This window comes from Variovorax sp. V15 (assembly GCF_041154425.1).
GTDB lineage: Bacteria > Pseudomonadota > Gammaproteobacteria > Burkholderiales > Burkholderiaceae_C > Variovorax > Variovorax guangxiensis.
The window spans coordinates 3,778,451-3,796,933 of record NZ_AP028659.1 but is presented as its reverse complement, the minus strand read 5'-3'; the positions used below and the strand labels follow the sequence as shown (position 1 = coordinate 3,796,933).

Sequence of the window (18,483 nt, the reverse complement as noted above, 5' to 3'; positions counted from 1 at the left end):
CGCAAAAGCGCGTACCTTACTTCGAGGCGGCGCCGGTGGTCTTGCCGAAGCGGTTGCGGAACTTCTCGACGCGGCCGCCCATGTTGTCGACCGACTTCTGCGTGCCGGTGTAGAACGGGTGCGATTCGCTCGTGGTGTCGAGCTTGAACAGCGGCAGTTCGCGACCGTCGTCGGTCGTGCCCATTTCCTTGGTGTTCGCGCACGAACGGGTCACGAACTTGAAGCCGTTCGACATGTCGACGAACAGGACTTCGCGGTAATTCGGGTGGATGCCTTCTTTTGCCATGGTGTTTCCTTTTGCGCTTTTGGAATCAATGCGCGGTCGATGCGAGAGCCACCAGCGTGCCTAGAGTGGCGCGCTGCCTCGGAGGAAACCCGAGGAGCCAGGCGAAGCTGCCTGACCGCACTTTTCGCGAAGCCAGCGATTATCGCATACTGCCCCATTTTCGAGCAAACCGAAGGCTCCCCAATGACTTCCACACCCTTGCGCGCGGGCCTCGTCGGCTACGGATTTGCCGGCCAGACCTTCCACGCGCCCGTTCTTTCGGCCGTTCCGGGGCTGGAACTTGCGGCCGTGGCCAGTTCGCAGCCCCACAAGGTACATGCCGACTGGCCCGGCGTGGCGGTGGTGCCGGACGTGGCCGCCCTCGTGGCCCGTCCGGACATCGACCTGATCGTGGTCGCCACGCCCAACGCCCAGCACCATCCGGTCGCCAAGGCGGCGCTGGAGGCTGGCAAGCACGTGGTGGTCGACAAACCCTTCACACTCGACGTGGCCGAGGCGAGGGAGCTCGAACTGTTGTCAAAGCGCAACGATCGGCTTCTCGCGGTCTACCAGAACCGTCGCTTCGACTCCGATTACCTGACTCTCAAGGATGTCCTTGCGTCCGGCGAACTGGGCCGCCCCGTGTACCTGGAGTCCCATTTCGACCGCTTCCGTCCCGAAGTGAAGGAGCGCTGGCGCGAACAGGCAGTGCCCGGCTCCGGCCTCTGGGTCGACCTGGGCTCCCATCTGGTCGATCAGGCGGTGCAGCTTTTCGGCCGTCCCGACACGATCCAGCTCGACACTGCCGTGCTGCGCGACGGCGCCGTGGTCGAGGACTACTTCCATGCCGTGCTGCGATACGAGTCCGGGCCGCACGCACCGCTGCGCGTGGTGCTTCATTCGACGACGCTGGCGGCTCATGCGGCGCCGCGCTACATCGTCCACGGCACGCTCGGAAGCTACGTCAAGCACGGCGTCGATACCCAGGAAGATGCGCTGCGCGCCGGGCAGCGGCCGCCCGCCGTAGGGTGGGGCGACGATCCGCTGGACGGACAGCTTTCGCTGGCCGGACCCGGCGGGACCTTCACCAAGCGGAGCATTCCCACGCGGGCCGGCAACTACGTCGACTACTACGCCGCGGTTCGCGATGCCATCCTGGGTCACGGACCCAATCCGGTACCACCCGATCAGGCTGTCGCACTGATGGAGCTGCTCGACCTCGGCCGCCAAAGCGCCTTGGAGGGCCGAGCGATTCGCACATGAAAAATGCCCGCACAAGGCGGGCATTCATTCGTGGGGTGCCACTGATCCGGCTTTGCCGGTCAGTAGGCACCGCCCCCGGTAGGGGGTAGGCGTAGCGACACGAAGTGCGCGCAGCCTGGGGGCGAGCAACAGCTACCCGCCGCGACGCATCATGTCGAAGAACTCGACATTGGTCTTCGTCGCCTTCATGTTCTTGAGCATCAGCTCCATCGACTCGATCTCGTCCATGTTGTACATGAGCTGGCGCAGGATGCGGGTCTTCTGCAGGATCTCGGGGGCCAGCAGCAGTTCTTCGCGACGGGTGCCGCTGCGGTTGAGCTGGATCGAGGGGAACACGCGCTTTTCGTACAGGCGACGGTCGAGGTGGATTTCGGAGTTGCCGGTGCCCTTGAACTCTTCGAAGATCACTTCGTCCATGCGGCTGCCGGTGTCGATCAGCGCGGTGCCGATGATGGTCAGCGAGCCGCCTTCCTCGACGTTGCGCGCGGCGCCCAGGAAGCGCTTGGGGCGCTGCAGCGCGTTGGAGTCGACACCGCCGGTCAGCACCTTGCCCGACGAGGGCACGACGTTGTTGTAGGCGCGGGCGAGGCGGGTAATGGAGTCGAGCAGGATCACCACGTCCTTCTTGAGCTCGACCAGGCGCTTGGCGCGCTCGATCACCATTTCAGCCACATGCACGTGGCGCGCGGCAGGCTCGTCGAAGGTCGAGGCAATGACCTCGCCCTTCACCGTGCGCTGCATTTCGGTCACTTCTTCAGGGCGCTCGTCGACGAGCAGCACCATCATGTGGACGTCGGGGTAGTTGGCGCTGATGGCGTGGGCGATGTGCTGCATCATCACCGTCTTGCCGCTCTTGGGCGGCGCCACGAGCAGGGCGCGCTGGCCTTTGCCGATGGGGGCGATGATGTCGATGATGCGGCCCGTGATGTTCTCGTCGCCCTTGATGCCGTCGCGCTCGAGCTTCATCTGCTCCTTGGGGAACAGCGGCGTCAGGTTCTCGAACATCACCTTGTGCTTGTTCTGCTCCGGCGGGCCGTTGTTGACCTTGTCGAGCTTGGTCAGCGCGAAGTAGCGCTCGCCGTCCTTGGGCGTGCGCACCTCGCCTTCGATCATGTCGCCGGTGTGCAGGTTGAAGCGGCGCACCTGGCTGGGCGAGATGTAGATATCGTCCGTGCTGGCCGTGAAGCTGGTGTCGGGGCTGCGCAGGAAGCCGAAGCCGTCGGGCAGTATTTCGAGCACGCCATCGGCGAAGACCTGTTCGCCGGCCTTGGCGCGCTTCTTGATGATCGCGAACATCAGCTCCTGCTTGCGCATGCGGCCGACGTTTTCGATCTCAAGCGCTTCAGCCTGCTTGAGGACTTCAGACACGTGGAGTGCCTTGAGTTCGTTTAAGTGCATGGAATGACCCCTCGCGGGGTAATCGAACTGGAAACGGGGGGAGGTTGAACGTGAAGCGAGAAGTGCTTCACCAACCGGGGAACTCGAACCGGTTGCCTCTATGCAGAAGGACCGGTGAACTGGAGGAGATTATGACAGGAAAAACGCGCCGGCCAACGCATTGCGCGCTGGCCGGTTGAAATGTCGCTCAGGCGAGTTGCTGGTCGATGAAGGCCGTGAGTTGAGCCTTGCTCATCGCGCCGACCTTGGTGGCGGCCAGCTGGCCGTCCTTGAACAGCATCAGGGTGGGGATGCCGCGGATGCCGAACTTGGCGGGGATGTCGCGGTTCTCGTCCACGTTCAGCTTGGCGATCTGCAGCTTGCCTTCATATGCAGCCGACACTTCGTCCAGGATGGGGGCGATCATCTTGCAGGGGCCGCACCATTCGGCCCAGTAGTCGACCAGAACGGGCTGGCTGGACTTGAGCACGTCGGCCTCGAAGGAGGAATCGGAGATGTGTTTGATGAGTTCGCTGGCCATGTGTGAATCCTTGTGCGCAGAGAGTTTCGGTGCAGCTAAAGTGCTGGTCATTGTGACAGAAACCAAGGGGTGGCGTTCCGCGCGGAGACGCTATGGCGGCGATAGCCAAAGCCCTTGCGCGATGCGCTCTCCAACCCCTCGATGGAACCAATGAACGAAGGCCACCCTGTGCAGGCCCTGTGGTGCGATCCAGCCGACGGCATCGTCGCGCGGATCGTCCGCGCGCTCGCCGAACGCCAGTTGCACGCCGCCCGCACCGTGGTGCTGGTGCCCTATGCGCAGCTGATGGGCGTGGCGCGCGCCATGTGGGCGCGCTGCGGCAGCCCCGGCTTCGTGCCGCGCTTCGAAACCACCCACAACTGGGCCCGAAGCGCTGGCGGCTTCGTGCCGACGGGCTACGACATCGCCCACGACATGGCGCGCGACCTGGTCACCGCCCAGGCGCTGCTGTCGCAGGCGGGCTTCCATGCCGAGCGCTTCTCCCTGGCCGGCCGCGTCGTCGAGCTCGCCTATCAACTCGGTCCTCTTTCGGCTGCAGTGACGCCAGAAGAGCGGGGGGGCGAGTGGGCGCAGCGTGCCGCGAGCGTGGCCGATGCCGGCAGCGAGTCGGAGTGGTTCCGCATCGAAAGCGCGCTGATCCGCATCGCCGTCGCGTGGACCTCCACTTCTGGCTACGCCACCGACGTGCTCCAGCGCGAATCCACGCGCGCCCATGTCGATGCACTGATCGTGCTCGAAGGATTCCAGGCCGACCCGCTCGCGCAGTCGCTCTGCAAGCTGTGGGGCGACCACGCCCTCCATCTGTCGCTCGTGCCTTCGGGCGAAGCCACCCGGATCTGCGCCTCCCACGTCGCTCTCGACCCTGAGGACGAGGCCGAGCTTGCCGCTGCCTGCGTGCTGCGCCATCTCGCCGAAGAGCGCGCCCCCGTCGCGCTGGTGGCGACCGATCGCGCGCTCACGCGCCGCATCAGCGCCCAGCTGAGCGCGCAGGGTGTCATCACGCACGACGAAACGGGCTGGAAGCTCTCGACCACCCGCGCCGCCGCCACGCTGATGAGCGCGTTGCGCGCCTGCGCCCACGACGCCACCAGCGACCAGGTGCTCGAATGGCTCAAGAGCAGTGTCGATGGCGATTCGCCGATCGTCCATTCGCTCGAGGCCCGCCTGCGGCAGGAGGCGATGCGCGACTGGTCGACCTGGTGCGCCCTGATGGCCCGTAGCGAGAAGTCGAAAGACACCGCGCTGCTCGTCTTCACCGAGGCCATCGAGGCCCGCCGTGCGCCCATGGCCCGCGCGCGCCCGCTGGCCGAATGGCTGCGCGCGCTGCGCGAGCTGCTGGAAGCCAGCGGCCAGTGGAGCCTGCTCGAGGAAGACCTGGCCGGCGGCAAGGTGATCGGTGCGCTGTGGCTCGACGCCGGCGCGCACGGCGACGATGAAGACGAATTCCCCGGCGGCCGCCACACCCTGGCCGAGTTCACTGCCTGGGTCCGAGACGTGCTGGAGGACGCCAGCTTCGTGCCCCCGGCAGGCGACCAGGCTCCCCGGGTCGTGGTGCTGCCGCTCTACCAGTTGCTGGGCCGCTCTTTCGGCGCCGTGGTCATCCCGGGCTGCGACGACCGCCGCCTGCCCGCATCGCCCGAACCTCCCGGCAACTGGAGCGCCGCCCAGCGCCTCGAACTGGGCCTGCCTTCGCGCGAAGCGCTCGAAGCCGCCCAGCGCGCGGCCTGGGCCGCGGCCCTGCACAACCCCTCGTGCGAGCTGATCTGGCGCCATTCCGACGCCAGCGGCGAGCCCGTGCGGCCCAGTCCGCTGGTGCAGGCGCTGCAGCTCGACCACGCGCTGCAGCCCTCGGCCGACCCGCGTACGCCACGCGAGGTGGCCCTCAGGCCGACCGGATACCCGACGCCCTCCGGCGCGCTCCTGCCGCTGCAGAACATCTCCACCAGCGTGTACGAGGACCTGCGCCGCTGTCCCTATCGCTTCTTCGCGCTGCGCCAGCTGGGCCTGCGTAGCGCCGACGAACTCGATGCCGAGGTCGACAAGCGCGACTTCGGCAACTGGCTGCATGCCGTGCTCGGCCATTTCCACGAGGCACTGGCCGAAGCCCCGACACAGGATGCGCAGGAGCGCGTCGCCCTCATCGAGGAGGCGGCCCGTCGCTCCACGCAGGAGCTCGGGCTTTCCGATGCCGAATTCCTGCCCTTTGCCGCCGCATGGCCCGCCGTGCGCGACGGCTACCTGGCCTGGCTCACGGGGCATGAGGCGGCCGGCGCCGTCTTCGCCGAATCCGAGCCCTGGAAGGAGCAGGCGCTGGGCGACCTGCGCCTGATCGGCCGGCTCGACCGCATCGACCGCATGCCCGACGGCCAGGCCTTCGTGATCGACTACAAGACTGAGTCCGCCACCGTCAGCAAGGAGCGCGTGAAGGACCCCACCGAAGATACCCAGCTGGCCTTCTACGCCGCGCTGGTGGCCGACGACACGCTGCGCGCGGCCTACGTGAACGTGGGCGAGAAGGCCGCCGGCACGCAGACCGTCGAGCAGCCTGCCGTGGTCGAGGCGCGCGATGCGCTGGTGGCCGGCATCATCGAGGACTTCAGGCGCATCGGGCAGGGCGCGGCGCTGCCGCCGCTGGGCGAGGGCGCCGTCTGCGACTACTGCGCCGCGCGCGGCCTGTGCCGCAAGGACTTCTGGGACGAAGCCGCACCGCCGCCGGGCGTCGAAGCCACCGGAGGCGACACGCAATGAACGGCGCAGCCTACGAACACAACGGCCGGCACGTCACGCGCGAGGCCTTCTACACCGTCGCCTGCGATCCGCGCCGCTCGGTCGCGGTCGAGGCCTGTGCCGGCGCCGGCAAGACCTGGATGCTGGTTTCGCGCATCCTGCGCGCGCTGCTCGAGGAGGGCGATGCCGCCTGCGAGCCGCACGAGATCCTGGCCATCACCTTCACGAAGAAGGCCGCGGGCGAGATGCGCGAGCGCCTCGACCAGTGGCTGGAAGATTTCGCCGAACGCCCGCAGGAAGAGCTGGTCGCCCAGTTGGTGATGCGCGGCATGGCGCCGGCGGCCGCATCGGCTGCGGTCCCGCGCCTCAAGGGCCTCTACCGGCGCCTGCTCGAAGGCGGCCGGCCGGTGCAGTTCCGCACCTTCCACGCCTGGTTTGCGGGCCTTCTGCGCAATGCGCCGCTCGCGGTGCTGCGCGAGCTGGGCCTGCCGTCGAACTACGAGCTGCTTGAAGACGACGCCGAGGCACGCAGCCGCACGTGGCGTCCCTTCTTCGAGGCCGTGACCGCCGACAGGCAGGCGCTGGCCGACTATTACGCCGTCGTCGCCACGCACGGCCGCTCGCAGACGGCCAAGGCGCTGGGCGAGGCGTTGTCGAAGCGCGTCGAGTTCTCGCTGGCCGATGCGGAGAACGCCGTACAGCACTTCAGCGCGATGTACCCGGCGCTCGAAGGGTTGGACGAGCCGACCGAGGCCCTGAGCGGCGAACAGGTCCGCCGCCGCTGGCTCGACCGCGCCGCGGCGCTGGGCCGCGAGAGCAACAAGACGCCGCAGAAGGCCGCCGAAGCCATCATCGACGTGTTCGGCACTGGCGAGCCGGCCGGCGATGCGCTGGTGGCTGCCCTTGCCCATCTGCGCAAGAACTTCTTCGTGGCGACGGAAGACCGCCTCAACAAGAACCTGCAGAAATTCCCCGCCGCGCAGGAGGCCGAGGCCGAGCTGCAGGTGCTGTGCGCCGCGCAGGCCCAGCACGCCGCCTGGCTCTACCAGCAGCGCATGACGCGCCTCACGCGCCTGCTGATAGCCGCCTTCGCCGACGTGAAGCGAGCCCACGGCTGGGTCGACATGAACGACGTCGAGCAGGCGGCCCAGCTGCTGCTGGGCCAGTCGGCGCTCTCGGGCTGGGTGCAGGAGCGCCTCGACGCGCGCATCGCGCACCTGCTGATCGACGAGTTCCAGGACACCAACCCGCTGCAGTGGCAGGCGCTCTACGGCTGGCTCAGCGCCTACACCGGTGCGCAGGGCCGCGCGCCGCGCGTGTTTATCGTGGGCGACCCGAAGCAGAGCATCTACCGCTTCCGCCGCGCCGAGCCGCAGGTGTTCATCGCCGCGAAGAAGTTCGTGCGCGAGGGGCTCGACGGCGAGCTGCTGAACTGCGACCACACGCACCGCAACGCGCAGTCGGTGGTCGGGCTGGTCAACGCGGCAATGCTGGCGGCTCAGGAGGCCGGCGAGTTCGACGGGTATCGCGCCCACACCACCGAGCGCCGCGACGACGGCGAGCTGCTGCGTCTGCCGGCCATCGACCGCGACGCGTTCGGCGACACGGCCGAGGCGGCGCCGGCCGACGACGGCATGCTGCGCTGGCGCGACAGCCTCATCACGCCGCGCGTGCTGCCCGAGGAGCAGCTGCTGCAGAAGGAATGCGAGCAGGCCGCACGCTGGGTGGCGCAGCGCATCGCCGATGGCACGCAGCCCAGCCGCATCATGGTGCTGGCGCGCAGGCGCAGCCGGCTCTCGGCCATGCAGGAGGCGCTGCGCCAGCGCCACATTCCCGTGCAGCAGCCCGAGAAGAACGATCTGTACGACGCACCCGAGGTGCAGGACGTGGTCGCGCTGATCGACGCGCTGGTGTCGCCCGCGCACGATCTTTCGCTGGCCAGGGCGCTGAAGTCGCCGGTGTTCGGCATCGGCGACGATGCCCTGGTGCAGCTCGCGCTGCGCCAGCGCGAGCGTGGCCCCGTGAGCTGGTTCTCGCTGATTCAGAAGGACGAGAGCCTGCCGCCGGTGCTCGTCGAGGCGGGCGTCCAGCTCAAGCGGTGGCAGCGCTGGCTAATGACGCTGCCCCCCCACGACGCACTCGACGCGATCTTCCACGATGGCGACCTGCTCGCGAAGTTTGGCGCCGCCGTGCCGGCCGCGATGCGGCAGGGCGCGCTGGCCAACCTGCGCGGCGTGCTGTCGGCCTCGCTGGACATCGATGGCGCACGTTTCGCAACGCCCTATGCGCTGGTGCGTGCGTTGCGCGCAGGCGGCGTGCGGGCGCCGACCGTGACCGCGCCCGAGGCCGTGCAGCTGCTGACCGTGCACGGCGCCAAGGGGCTGGAGGCCGACACCGTGCTCATGCTCGACTGCGACGCCCCTCCGCCGCGCGCCCAGACCATGGGCGTGCTGGTCGAGTGGAAGGGCAGCGACAGCGCACCTACGCGCTTCATCTTTCTCGCGAGCGAGAAGACGCCGCCGGCGTGCGCCGTCACGCTGCTCGAGGAAGAGCAGCGCGCGCGCCATCGCGAGGAGCTCAACGGCCTCTACGTCGCCGTCACGCGGGCGCGCGAGCGGCTGGTGCTCTCGTCGGTGAAGCCGGCACGCGCCAACGAAGGCAGCTGGTGGTCGCGCCTGCAGCCGCTGTGCGAGCCCACCGAGGCCGACGAGCCGCTGGTCGCGCTGCCGACCGAAGCCGGGTCGGGCAGCTTTGCAATGAAGCGCATGCCGCAGGCGCCGGAGCCTGCCGAGCAGCCGTCCGCGAAAAAGGCTGTCACCACCACGGTCGACGCGCGCGCCGCCGCCTTCGGGCAGGCCATGCACCGGCTGCTCGAATGGGCCGTGCCGGGCGAGCCACTGGCGGCCGCCCATGTACGAGCCGCCGCCCGCGAATTCCTGCTCGATGCGCAGCAGGCGCGCGGCGCCGCGGCGCTCGCCCACCGCATCCGCGCGGGCGAGGGTGCCTGGGTGTGGGACGATCGCAGGGTCGACTGGCATGGCAATGAGGTCACGCTGGTGCACGAAGGCGAGACCCTGCGCATCGACAGGCTGGTGCGCGAGCGCGGCAGCGGCGTGTGGTGGGTGCTCGACTACAAATCCGCGGCACGCCCCGAACGGGATGCCGCGCTGATCGCACAGATGCAGCGCTATCGCGCGGCAGTGCAACATGCCTATCCCGGTGCCACCGTGCGTGTCGCGTTCCTCACCGGGCAGGGCGAACTGGTGAATCTCGAATGACTGTTTCCCCGACCGTCGCCGTCATCGGCGGCGGACCCGCCGGCCTGATGGCGGCTGAAATACTGAGCGCGTCCGGCGCGCAAGTGCACGTCTACGACGCGATGCCCTCGGTGGGCCGCAAGTTTTTGCTGGCCGGCCGTGGTGGACTGAACCTCACGCACTCCGAGCCTTTCGACGCGTTCGTGAGCCGATTCGGCGAGCGCCGTGCGCAACTGGAGCCGATGCTCGTGCAGTTCGGGCCGCAGCAGGTGCGTGAATGGGCGAGCGGCCTGGGCATCGAGACTTTCGTGGGCACTTCGGGGCGCGTGTTTCCGACCGACATGAAGGCCGCGCCGCTGCTGCGTGCGTGGCTGCATCGGCTGCGCGCGGCTGGAGTGCAGTTCCACATGCGGCATCGGTGGGTGGGAGAGGGGGCCTTCGACCCGGCATCGCTGCGATTCACCACACCGGCCGGCGAAGTTATTGCCAGCGCCGATGCCGTTGTGCTGGCGCTGGGTGGAGCGAGCTGGGCGCGGCTCGGGTCTGACGGTGCATGGGTGCCATGGTTGCAGGCGAAGGGCGTGGATGTGGCTCCGCTCGAGCCGGCCAACTGCGGCTTCGACGGCTCGGGCTGGAGCGAGCATTTCTCCAGCCGCTTCGCAGGCCAGCCATTCAAGTCGGTCGCGACCTCGTTCACCGACAGCCACGGCCGGCAGTTCGCGCGCAAGGGCGAATTCGTCGCGACTGCCACCGGCATCGAGGGCAGCCTGATCTATGCGGCCTCGGCCCTGCTGCGCGACGAGATCGCCGAAAAAGGGAGCGCCACGCTGCTGCTCGACCTGTTGCCCGATCGCAGTGCCGAGCAGGTGCTGGCTGCCGTCAAGCATCCGCGCGGTGCGCGTTCGCTCAGCAGCCACCTCAAGAGCAGGCTCGGTCTGGAGGGCATCAAGGCCGGCGTGCTGCACGAAGCCCTGAGCCGCGAGGCGATGCACGACCCGCAGCAGCTTGCGGCGACCATCAAGGCAGTGCCGTTGAAGCTCGTGGCGGCGCGGCCGATCGACGAGGCCATCAGCACGGCAGGTGGCGTGCGCTTCGACGCGCTGGATGCCCAGCTCATGTCGAAGGCGCTGCCGGGCGTGTTCGCGGCTGGGGAAATGCTCGATTGGGAAGCGCCTACCGGTGGCTATTTGCTGACGGCATCGATGGCCAGCGGCGCGATGGCGGCGCGCGGCGCGATCCAGCGGCTCGGCCTTTGAGGGCCTGGCATCGCTGAAACTTTTTCGCTGGAGATTTGTTTGTGCGGGCCCCGTTTCATTTCGCATGGAATGAAACGAAACCGCTGAAGAGGTTGACGAGCCTTACCCCTGGCACTGACTACGCAGTTAGGGCTGCTTGGTTCCCCACCTGACCCGGTTGGCCACTTCACCATGCAGGGAGGCCCGTCAGGGATTATTGTAACCCCCCAGGCTGCGCGCACTTCGTGTCGCTTCGCCAACCCCCTGCTGGGGGCGACACCGGAGGACCGGCAAAGCCGGTTCCTCGGTGTCCCACGAAAGCCCTGCCCCAGTATCGGGATGGGGGCTCCGCGCCTTTTAGAATGCCCGCAATGTCTTATCTCGTGCTCGCCCGCAAGTTCCGTCCGAAAACCTTCGGTGAGATGGTCGGCCAGGGGCATGTGGTTCAGGCGCTCGAGAACGCGCTGACGACGCAGCGCCTGCACCACGCTTATCTCTTCACCGGCACCCGGGGTGTCGGCAAGACCACGGTTTCGCGGATTCTGGCGAAGTCGCTGAACTGCCAGGGGCCGGACGGGCAGGGCGGCATCACGGCCACGCCGTGTGGTGTCTGCCAGGCCTGCCGCGATATCGATGCGGGCCGCTTCGTGGACTACACCGAGCTCGACGCGGCCTCCAACCGCGGCGTGGACGAGGTGCAGTCGCTGCTCGAACAGGCGGTCTACAAGCCAGTGCAGGGGCGCTTCAAGGTCTTCATGATCGACGAAGTGCACATGCTCACGAACACCGCGTTCAACGCGATGCTCAAGACGCTCGAGGAGCCGCCCGAGTACCTCAAGTTCGTGCTGGCGACCACCGATCCGCAGAAGGTGCCGGTGACCGTGCTGTCGCGCTGCCTGCAGTTCAACCTGCGGCCGATGGCGCCCGAGACGGTGCTCGAGCACCTCACCGCCGTGCTGCAGACCGAAAGCGTGCCGGCCGAGCCGCAGGCGCTGCGCCTGCTGGCGCGCGCGGCGCGCGGCTCGATGCGAGATGCGCTCTCGCTCACCGACCAGGCGATCGCGTTCGGCAACGGCGAGCTGGTGGAAGCCGGCGTGCGCCAGATGCTCGGCAGCGTCGATCGCGGCCATGTGTTCCGCCTGATCGAGGCGCTGGCCCAGGGCGACGGCAAGACGGTGGTCGAAACTTCCGAGGCGTTGCGCGTCGACGGCATGTCCGCCGCCTCCACGCTGGAAGAAATGACGGCCGTGCTGCAGGCCATGGCGGTGCTGCAGGCCGTGCCCTCGCGCGCTGAAGCGGCCGACGCCGCCACCGACCCCGACGCGGCCGACACTGCGCGCCTCGCTGCGCTGATGCCCGCAGACGAAACCCAGCTGCTCTACAGCCTGTGCCTGCACGGGCGTGGCGAGCTGGGGCTGGCTCCCGACGAGTACGCCGCGCTGACCATGGTGCTGCTGCGGCTGCTGGCCTTCAAGCCTTCCAGCGCGGCCGCTTCGACGGCTACCCCGGAAAAAAAAACTCTGAATGAAGCCGAGGCCGCGGCGACGCAGGCTCCGGTGCGTGCGGTTCCGCCTGCTCAGGCTCCCGCCCCAGTGGCTCGCCCGCCAGTCGATGCGCCCGCGGCGGCCGTGCAGGCCCCGGTCCCGGCACCTGCGGTCCAGGCCGCCACTCCGGTTCCCGCAGGCCACCGCCTCGCAGTGGTCGACGAGCCCCGGCAGGCCGAGCCTCGTTCCGGCGGCGCCAACGGCGATGCTCCCGCCAAGGTCGTCGGCGTGCCTATCCGAGTGCAGCCGCCTCCGAGCGCCCGCGACACCCCGCGCCCCGACGAACCGCGCAGCGCTTTCACGCCGATTCCGACCAGCGAGGACGGCGACTTCTGGTACGCCACTGTCACCCAGCTGGTCGCTGCCGAGGCCATCACCGCGCTGGCGCGCGAGCTCGCCCTGCAGTCGCAGCTTGTCGGCCGCGACACCGACCAGTGGCTGCTGCGCATCGAGCGCGAAACGCTCAACCAGCCGTCCGCCCGCGAGAAGCTCACCGCGGCGCTGAACGGCGCCGGCCACAACGTCAAGCTCGCCATCGAGGTCGGCGGCGTGATCGACAGCCCCGCGCGCCGCAACAAGCAGGCGGCCGACGAGCGCCAGCGCCTGGCCGAGGAAGCCATCATGAGCGACCCCGAAGTCCAGGCGCTGATGCGCGATTTCGACGCGAAGATCGTCCCCGGCACGCTCAAGCCGGCCTGAGTTCGCGTCTCCCGTATCCTTCACCCACTTTCCAACCGACAGATCAGGACCAACGATGTTCAACAAAGGACAACTGGCCGGCCTCATGAAGCAGGCGCAGGCAATGCAGGACAACCTCAAGAAGGCCCAGGAAGAGCTCGCCACCATCGAGGTCGAAGGCGAATCCGGCGCCGGCCTCGTCAAGGTCGTCATGACCTGCAAGCACGACGTCAAGCGCATCACCATCGACCCCAGCCTGCTGGCGGACGACAAGGACATGCTCGAAGACCTCGTGGCCGCCGCCTTCAACGCCGCCGTGCGCAAGGCGGAGGAAACCAGCGAGCAGAAGATGGGCAAGCTCACGGCCGGCATGCCCGGTCTCCCCCCCGGCATGAAGCTGCCGTTCTGAGCCGGCGGCCGGAATAGATGGCAGACGCCAGTTCGCTCGACGCCTTGGTCGAAGCGCTGCGCCGCCTGCCCGGTGTCGGCGTCAAGTCGGCCTCGCGCATGGCGTTCCACCTGCTGCAGCACGACCGCGAGGGAGCGCAACTGCTCGCGCGCGCCCTGCAGCAGGCAGCGGGACAGGTGCGGCATTGCGAGCGCTGCAACACCTTCACGGAAGCGCCGATCTGCAGTGTCTGCCTCGACACGCGGCGCGACCCGACGAAGCTCTGCGTGGTCGAGACGCCGGCCGACCAGGCCGCGCTGGAACGCACCGGCGCCTTCCGCGGCTATTACTTCGTGCTGATGGGCAAGCTCAGTCCGCTCGACGGCGTCGGGCCGAAGGACATCGGGCTGCAGAAACTCTTCGACCGCGCGCGCGACGGCACGGTGAGCGAGGTCATCCTCGCCACCAACTTCACGGCCGAAGGCGAGGCCACCGCGCATGTGATCGGTGAAGGGCTGAAGCAGCGCGGCCTGAAGGTGACGCGCCTCGCGCGCGGCGTGCCGGCCGGCAGCGAGCTCGAGTACGTCGATCTCGGCACCATCGCGCACGCGCTGGTGGATCGCAGGTAGGGCAACCGCACATGACTTTCTCGCTGCTCACAGTCGCCTACTGGTGTGTGCTCGTTGCTTGCGTGTTGCCGTATGTCGCGGCATGGATCGCCAAGGCCGGCAGCTTTGCACCGCGCGACAACCAGCATCCGCGCGAATGGGCCGCGAAGCAGAGCGGCTGGCGCGCTCGCGCCAACAGCGCGCAGGCCAACAGCTTCGAGGGCCTGCCACTCTTCATCGGCGCGGTGATCATCGCGCACCAGCTCGGCGCGGCGCAGGCGCGCCTCGACATGCTCGCGATGGCCTACGTGGTGTTGCGCGTGATCTATCTCGCGCTCTACATCAGGGGCATCGGAAGCCTGCGCAGCGCTGTCTGGGCGCTCGCGTTTCTGGTCAATATCGCGATACTTTTTCTGGCTCGCTGAAGCCCCGGCGAAGGCTTCTCTGCGAGGCCTTCATGCTTACGTGGAAACCCGCACGGGATGACCCCGATGCAGTTGCCTGTTGCGGCCCCTAAGCTCGATTCAGTTTCTTACGAATCACAGAGCCCAGAAGCAACAGTTCAGGCAACAGCTTCAGGCAACAGTTCCAGGCCAGTTTTCATGCTTCATCGCCGTACCCTCATTTCTGCTTCCGCCATCGCCGCCGCAACCATCGCGTTGCCGCGTGTCTTTGCGCAGCAGGCCAAACTGGAGAAGACGAAGATCTCCATCGCGGTGGGTGGCAAGGCGGCGTTCTACTACCTGCCGCTCACCATCTCCGAGCAGCTCGGCTACTTCAAGGCCGAAGGGCTCGACGTGGAGATTTCCGATTTCGCCGGCGGCGCGCGCGCGCTGCAGGCAGTGGTGGGCGGATCGGCCGACGTGTGCTCGGGCGCCTACGAGCACACCATCAACCTGCAGGCCAAGAACCAGTTCTTCCAGGCCTTCGTGCTGCAGGGGCGCGCACCACAGATCGCGGTGGGCGTGTCGACCAAGAACATGGCCGGCTACACCGGCATCCAGGATCTCAAGGGGAAGAAGATCGGCGTCTCGGCACCGGGCTCGTCGACCAACATGGTGGCCAACCTCGTGCTGTCGCGCGGCGGGCTCAAGGCCAGCGACGTGAGCTACATCGGCGTGGGCGTGGCGGCCGGCGCGCTCACCGCGCTGCGCTCGGGCCAGATCGACGCCATCAGCAACACCGACCCGGTGATGACGATGCTGGAGCAGAAGGGCGACGTGAAGATCATCAGCGACACGCGCACGCTCAAGGGCACGCAGCAGGTGTTCGGCGGCACGATGCCGGCGGCCTGCCTCTATGCGTCGTCCGACTTCGTCCAGAAGAATCCCAACACCTGCCAGGCGCTGGCGAACGCGATCGTGCATGGGCTCAAGTGGCTGCAGACGGCTGGGCCGGGCGACATCATCAAGACGGTGCCCGAGACCTACCTGCTCGGCGACCGCGCGTTGTACCTGGCTTCTTTCGACAAGGTGCGCGAGTCGATCGCCACCGATGGCCTCGTACCCACCGACGGCCCCAAGACCGCGCTGAACGCGATCGCGAGCTTCGACACCACCGTGAAGGCCGACAAGATCGACCTCGCCAGGACCTACACCAACGATTTTGCAAGGCGCGCCAAGGACAGGTTCAAAGCCTGACCGCCGCATGTCCCGCGACCCGGCTCAGGCCGGGTTTTTTCTGCCATGTCCGAACACGCACTCGAACTCCTCTCCATCAGCTGCACCTTTCTGTCGAAGGACGATCCTGGCCAGCGCTACACGGCGGTAGCCGACACCACGCTGCGCGTGAAGGCCGGGGAGTTCGTCTCGGTGGTCGGTCCCACGGGCTGCGGCAAGTCGACGCTGCTGAACGTGGGCGCCGGGCTGCTGCAGCCTTCCTCGGGCACGGTGAAGGTCTTCGGCCAGGCGCTCTCGGGCATCAACGCGCGCGCGGGCTACATGTTCCAGTCGGAGGCGCTGATGCCGTGGCGCAGCGCCATCGACAACGTGATGGTGGGCCTGCAATACCGCGGCGTGCCCGAGGCGCAGGCGCGCGAGCAGGCCGGGGCATGGCTCTCGCGCGTGGGCCTCTCGGGCTTCGGCGACCGATACCCGCACCAGCTCTCCGGCGGCATGCGCAAGCGCGTGGCGCTGGCGCAGACGCTGGTGCTCGACCCCGACATCATCCTCATGGACGAGCCCTTCAGCGCGCTCGACATCCAGACGCGCCAACTCATGGAGAACGAGGTGCTCGAGCTCTGGAGCGCGAAGAAGAAGGCGGTGCTCTTCATCACACACGACCTCGACGAGGCCATCGCGATGAGCGATCGCGTAGTGGTGCTGTCGGCCGGCCCGGCCACGCATCCCATCGGCGAATTCGCCATCGATCTTCCGCGTCCGCGCGACGTGGCCGAGGTGCGAACGCAGCCGCGCTTCGTCGAGCTGCACACCCAGATCTGGGAGGTGCTGCGCGACGAGGTGCTCAAGGGCTATGCGCAGCAGCTCAGGAAGGCCGCGTGATGGCACGGCCCGGTCTGAACGAACGCAATGCGCGCTTCTGGCAGCTGGCGTTGCTGGCGCTGATCCTGGTGGCGTGGCATGTCGCCTCGCGCAATCAGCAGATCGCCTTCTTCCTCGGCGAGCCTATCCAGGTTGCGGGGCGCATCTGGAGCTGGTTCCTGCCGTTCGAGGTTCCGGCCAACGCACTCTTTCCCGAAGGACTGAAGGGCAACGCCGACATCTACCAGCACCTGGGCACCACGCTGCTGGAGACGGTGCTGGCCTTCGGCATCGGCACCGTGCTCGGGCTGGCCTGCGGGCTGTGGCTGGCGCTCGCGCCCACGGCGAGCCTGATTCTCGATCCGTACATCAAGGCCGCCAACTCGATGCCGCGCGTGATCCTCGCGCCCATCTTCGCGCTGTGGTTCGGGCTGGGCATCTGGAGCAAGGTGGCGCTGGCGGTGACGCTGGTGTTCTTCATCGTGTTCTTCAACGTCTACCAGGGCGTGCGCGAGGTGAGCCCGGTGGTGCTGGCCAACGCGAAGATGCTGGGTGCCAACCAGCGGCAACTGCTGCGCACCGTGTACCTGCCGAGCGCGACCAGCTGGGTGTTCTCCAGCCTGCACACCTCGGTGGGGCTGGCCTTCGTGGGCGCGGTGGTGGGCGAATACCTGGGCTCGGCGCGCGGCGTGGGCTACCTGATCCTGCAGGCCGAGGGCACCTTCGACGTCAACACCGTGTTCGCCGGCATCGTGGTGCTCACGGCCTTCGCGCTGGCGCTGGACGGGATCGTCGGGGTCATCGAAAGGCGCCTGATGAAGTGGCAGCCGAAGACGGGCGAGACCGAGAAGCTCTAGTTCGGCCCCGTGCGATGATCGCGCGCGGCACCCGCAGGGCGCCGCAACGATTCATGGGGGTAAACGAACAATGAGCCACGACAACAACCACAAGCGGGCCACGACCCTGCGCTCGCGCAGCGAGGCGGCACGGGTCTCCAACGAAGAGCTGTTCTTCGACCTGGTCTACGCCTTCTCCGTCACGCAGCTTTCCCACTACCTGCTCGACCACCTCACGCTGATGGGGGCGCTGCAGACGCTGGTCATGTGGTTCGCCGTCTGGCTGGGCTGGCAGTACACGGCCTGGACCACCAACTGGTTCAACCCTGGCACGCTGCGCATCCGCGGCGTGCTCTTCGCGATCATGCTGCTGGCGATGGTGATGGCCTCGGCGCTGCCAGGCGCCTTCTCCGAGCGCGGGCTGGTGTTCGCGCTGTGCTTCGTGGGCATCCAGGCGGGGCGCACCTTCTGCATGCTGATCGCCATCGGCCCGAACGATCCGCTCACGCCCAACTTCCGCCGCCTGCTGGCCTGGAACTGCGTGGCCGGCGTGTTCTGGATCGCCGGCGGCTTCGCCGAAGGGCAGGCGCGCCTTGCGTTGTGGTTCGGCGGCGTGCTGTGCGAGTACATCGCGCCGATGATCGGCCTGCGCTTTCCGGGCCTGGGCCGTTCGCTGACCAGCGACTGGACCATCGACGGCGGCCACCTTGCCGAGCGCTGCCAGCTCTTCGTGATCGTCGCGCTGGGCGAGTCGGTGCTGGCCACCGGCATCGCCTTCGGGCACCACGTCGAATGGCATGGCGTCGACCTGTTCGCGCTGCTCGTGGGCTTCGCGGGCAGCCTGGCGATGTGGTGGATGTACTTCGACACCAGCGCCAGGGAAGCCACGCACGTCATCGAGCATGCGCAGGACCCGGGCGCCATCGGCGCGAAGTTCCACTACACGCACGTGATCCTGGTGGCCGGCATCATCGTGTGCGCCGTGGCGGACGAGCTGACGATCGGCGAGGGCTCGCACCACGCCGAGCTCAAGTACCTGGGCGCGCTGATCGGCGGCCCGGCGATCTACCTGTTCGGCAATGCGCTCTTCAAGCGCGTGGTGCGCGGCTTCCTGCCGCAGTCGCATCTCTTCGGGCTGGGCTTCCTGGCGGTGCTCGCGGTGTTCGCCTCGCACCTGACGGTGCTGGTGGTGGGAACGCTCACCACCGCCATCATGATCGGGGTCGCCGCGATGGAGGCTATCGTGCGACGCAGGGCACAGCAGGCCGCAAAGGCCCACTGAGC

General features: G+C 67.8%; 15 protein-coding genes and 1 other RNA gene. 12 read left to right on the top strand and 4 right to left on the bottom strand.

What is annotated here, in order from left to right; genetic code table 11:
• Window positions 1-16: 16 nt before the first annotated feature.
• Window positions 17-286, bottom strand: a complete 270-nt coding sequence (locus ACAM57_RS17945; RefSeq protein ID WP_126019047.1) for a type B 50S ribosomal protein L31 — start codon at window positions 284-286, stop codon at window positions 17-19.
• Window positions 287-469: 183 nt separating this feature from the next.
• Here ACAM57_RS17945 and ACAM57_RS17940 point away from each other — a divergent pair, with 183 nt between their 5' ends.
• Complete coding sequence (locus tag ACAM57_RS17940) at window positions 470-1,528, top strand: oxidoreductase (protein WP_369658358.1); 1,059 nt, start codon at window positions 470-472, stop codon at window positions 1,526-1,528.
• 132 nt (window positions 1,529-1,660) lie between these two features.
• Here ACAM57_RS17940 and rho read toward each other — a convergent pair whose 3' ends face one another.
• Both rho and trxA read right to left on the bottom strand, forming a co-directional pair.
• Window positions 1,661-2,926: a transcription termination factor Rho gene (gene rho / locus ACAM57_RS17935; RefSeq protein ID WP_126019051.1), complete on the bottom strand. Its 1,266-nt coding sequence runs from the start codon at window positions 2,924-2,926 to the stop codon at window positions 1,661-1,663.
• Between the two features lie 187 nt (window positions 2,927-3,113).
• Window positions 3,114-3,446 (bottom strand): thioredoxin TrxA, encoded by a 333-nt coding sequence (gene trxA, locus ACAM57_RS17930; RefSeq protein WP_093431992.1) that lies wholly within the window; start codon window positions 3,444-3,446, stop codon window positions 3,114-3,116.
• A 150-nt stretch (window positions 3,447-3,596) separates the two neighbouring features.
• Here trxA and ACAM57_RS17925 point away from each other — a divergent pair, with 150 nt between their 5' ends.
• From ACAM57_RS17925 to ACAM57_RS17915, 3 genes are read left to right on the top strand one after another with little or no spacing between them, the layout of a single operon-like run.
• Window positions 3,597-6,194: a PD-(D/E)XK nuclease family protein gene (locus tag ACAM57_RS17925; protein ID WP_369658357.1), complete on the top strand. Its 2,598-nt coding sequence runs from the start codon at window positions 3,597-3,599 to the stop codon at window positions 6,192-6,194.
• Window positions 6,191-9,451 carry a UvrD-helicase domain-containing protein gene (locus ACAM57_RS17920; RefSeq protein ID WP_369658356.1) on the top strand — a complete coding sequence of 1,087 codons (3,261 nt, stop codon included), beginning with the start codon at window positions 6,191-6,193 and terminating at the stop codon, window positions 9,449-9,451. Before ACAM57_RS17925 ends, ACAM57_RS17920 begins: the two co-directional genes overlap by 4 nt.
• A complete protein-coding gene (locus ACAM57_RS17915) occupies window positions 9,448-10,686 on the top strand; it encodes a TIGR03862 family flavoprotein (RefSeq protein ID WP_369658355.1) in 1,239 nt (412 codons plus the stop codon). The genes ACAM57_RS17920 and ACAM57_RS17915 overlap by 4 nt, the downstream gene beginning before the upstream one ends.
• Before the next feature lie 91 nt (window positions 10,687-10,777).
• Here ACAM57_RS17915 and ffs read toward each other — a convergent pair.
• Window positions 10,778-10,874: signal recognition particle sRNA small type (ffs, locus tag ACAM57_RS17910), an RNA gene on the bottom strand.
• 162 nt (window positions 10,875-11,036) lie between these two features.
• Between ffs and dnaX the strand changes: the two genes are divergently transcribed.
• The 8 genes from dnaX (at window position 11,037) to ACAM57_RS17870 (ending at window position 18,481) form a co-directional block, all read left to right on the top strand.
• Window positions 11,037-12,908: a DNA polymerase III subunit gamma/tau gene (dnaX, locus tag ACAM57_RS17905; protein ID WP_369658354.1), complete on the top strand. Its 1,872-nt coding sequence runs from the start codon at window positions 11,037-11,039 to the stop codon at window positions 12,906-12,908.
• Window positions 12,909-12,963: 55 nt separating this feature from the next.
• Entirely contained in the window at window positions 12,964-13,296 is a 333-nt protein-coding gene (locus tag ACAM57_RS17900) for a YbaB/EbfC family nucleoid-associated protein (RefSeq protein ID WP_012747441.1), read from the top strand.
• A 17-nt stretch (window positions 13,297-13,313) separates the two neighbouring features.
• The gene (gene recR, locus ACAM57_RS17895; protein ID WP_184638442.1) at window positions 13,314-13,904 is read left to right on the top strand and encodes a recombination mediator RecR; all 591 of its coding nucleotides are present in this window, start codon (window positions 13,314-13,316) and stop codon (window positions 13,902-13,904) included.
• Between the two features lie 11 nt (window positions 13,905-13,915).
• Window positions 13,916-14,308, top strand: a complete 393-nt coding sequence (locus tag ACAM57_RS17890) for an MAPEG family protein (protein WP_369658353.1) — start codon at window positions 13,916-13,918, stop codon at window positions 14,306-14,308.
• Window positions 14,309-14,485: 177 nt separating this feature from the next.
• Window positions 14,486-15,523, top strand: coding sequence for an ABC transporter substrate-binding protein (locus tag ACAM57_RS17885; protein WP_126019066.1), 1,038 nt, complete (start codon window positions 14,486-14,488; stop codon window positions 15,521-15,523).
• Between the two features lie 45 nt (window positions 15,524-15,568).
• Complete coding sequence (locus ACAM57_RS17880) at window positions 15,569-16,384, top strand: ABC transporter ATP-binding protein (RefSeq protein WP_369658352.1); 816 nt, start codon at window positions 15,569-15,571, stop codon at window positions 16,382-16,384.
• Window positions 16,384-17,220, top strand: a complete 837-nt coding sequence (locus ACAM57_RS17875) for an ABC transporter permease (RefSeq protein WP_019653029.1) — start codon at window positions 16,384-16,386, stop codon at window positions 17,218-17,220. The genes ACAM57_RS17880 and ACAM57_RS17875 overlap by 1 nt, the downstream gene beginning before the upstream one ends.
• A 70-nt stretch (window positions 17,221-17,290) precedes the next feature.
• Window positions 17,291-18,481 (top strand): low temperature requirement protein A, encoded by a 1,191-nt coding sequence (locus tag ACAM57_RS17870; RefSeq protein ID WP_126019072.1) that lies wholly within the window; start codon window positions 17,291-17,293, stop codon window positions 18,479-18,481.
• Window positions 18,482-18,483: the final 2 nt, after the last annotated feature.

Bases quoted from the DNA above. Each gene is read 5' to 3' on its own strand.
- ACAM57_RS17900 (WP_012747441.1), top strand. From the start codon at position 12,964: ATGTTCAACAAAGGACAACTGGCCGGCCTCATGAAGCAGGCGCAGGCA.
- ACAM57_RS17925 (WP_369658357.1), top strand. From the start codon at position 3,597: ATGAACGAAGGCCACCCTGTGCAGGCCCTGTGGTGCGATCCAGCCGAC.
- ACAM57_RS17920 (WP_369658356.1), top strand. From the start codon at position 6,191: ATGAACGGCGCAGCCTACGAACACAACGGCCGGCACGTCACGCGCGAG.
- dnaX (WP_369658354.1), top strand. From the start codon at position 11,037: ATGTCTTATCTCGTGCTCGCCCGCAAGTTCCGTCCGAAAACCTTCGGT.
- ACAM57_RS17880 (WP_369658352.1), top strand. From the start codon at position 15,569: ATGTCCGAACACGCACTCGAACTCCTCTCCATCAGCTGCACCTTTCTG.
- ACAM57_RS17915 (WP_369658355.1), top strand. From the start codon at position 9,448: ATGACTGTTTCCCCGACCGTCGCCGTCATCGGCGGCGGACCCGCCGGC.
- ACAM57_RS17885 (WP_126019066.1), top strand. From the start codon at position 14,486: ATGCTTCATCGCCGTACCCTCATTTCTGCTTCCGCCATCGCCGCCGCA.
- ACAM57_RS17870 (WP_126019072.1), top strand. From the start codon at position 17,291: ATGAGCCACGACAACAACCACAAGCGGGCCACGACCCTGCGCTCGCGC.
- ACAM57_RS17890 (WP_369658353.1), top strand. From the start codon at position 13,916: ATGACTTTCTCGCTGCTCACAGTCGCCTACTGGTGTGTGCTCGTTGCT.
- rho (WP_126019051.1), bottom strand. From the start codon at position 2,926: ATGCACTTAAACGAACTCAAGGCACTCCACGTGTCTGAAGTCCTCAAG.
- ACAM57_RS17945 (WP_126019047.1), bottom strand. From the start codon at position 286: ATGGCAAAAGAAGGCATCCACCCGAATTACCGCGAAGTCCTGTTCGTC.
- trxA (WP_093431992.1), bottom strand. From the start codon at position 3,446: ATGGCCAGCGAACTCATCAAACACATCTCCGATTCCTCCTTCGAGGCC.
- recR (WP_184638442.1), top strand. From the start codon at position 13,314: ATGGCAGACGCCAGTTCGCTCGACGCCTTGGTCGAAGCGCTGCGCCGC.
- ACAM57_RS17875 (WP_019653029.1), top strand. From the start codon at position 16,384: ATGGCACGGCCCGGTCTGAACGAACGCAATGCGCGCTTCTGGCAGCTG.
- ACAM57_RS17940 (WP_369658358.1), top strand. From the start codon at position 470: ATGACTTCCACACCCTTGCGCGCGGGCCTCGTCGGCTACGGATTTGCC.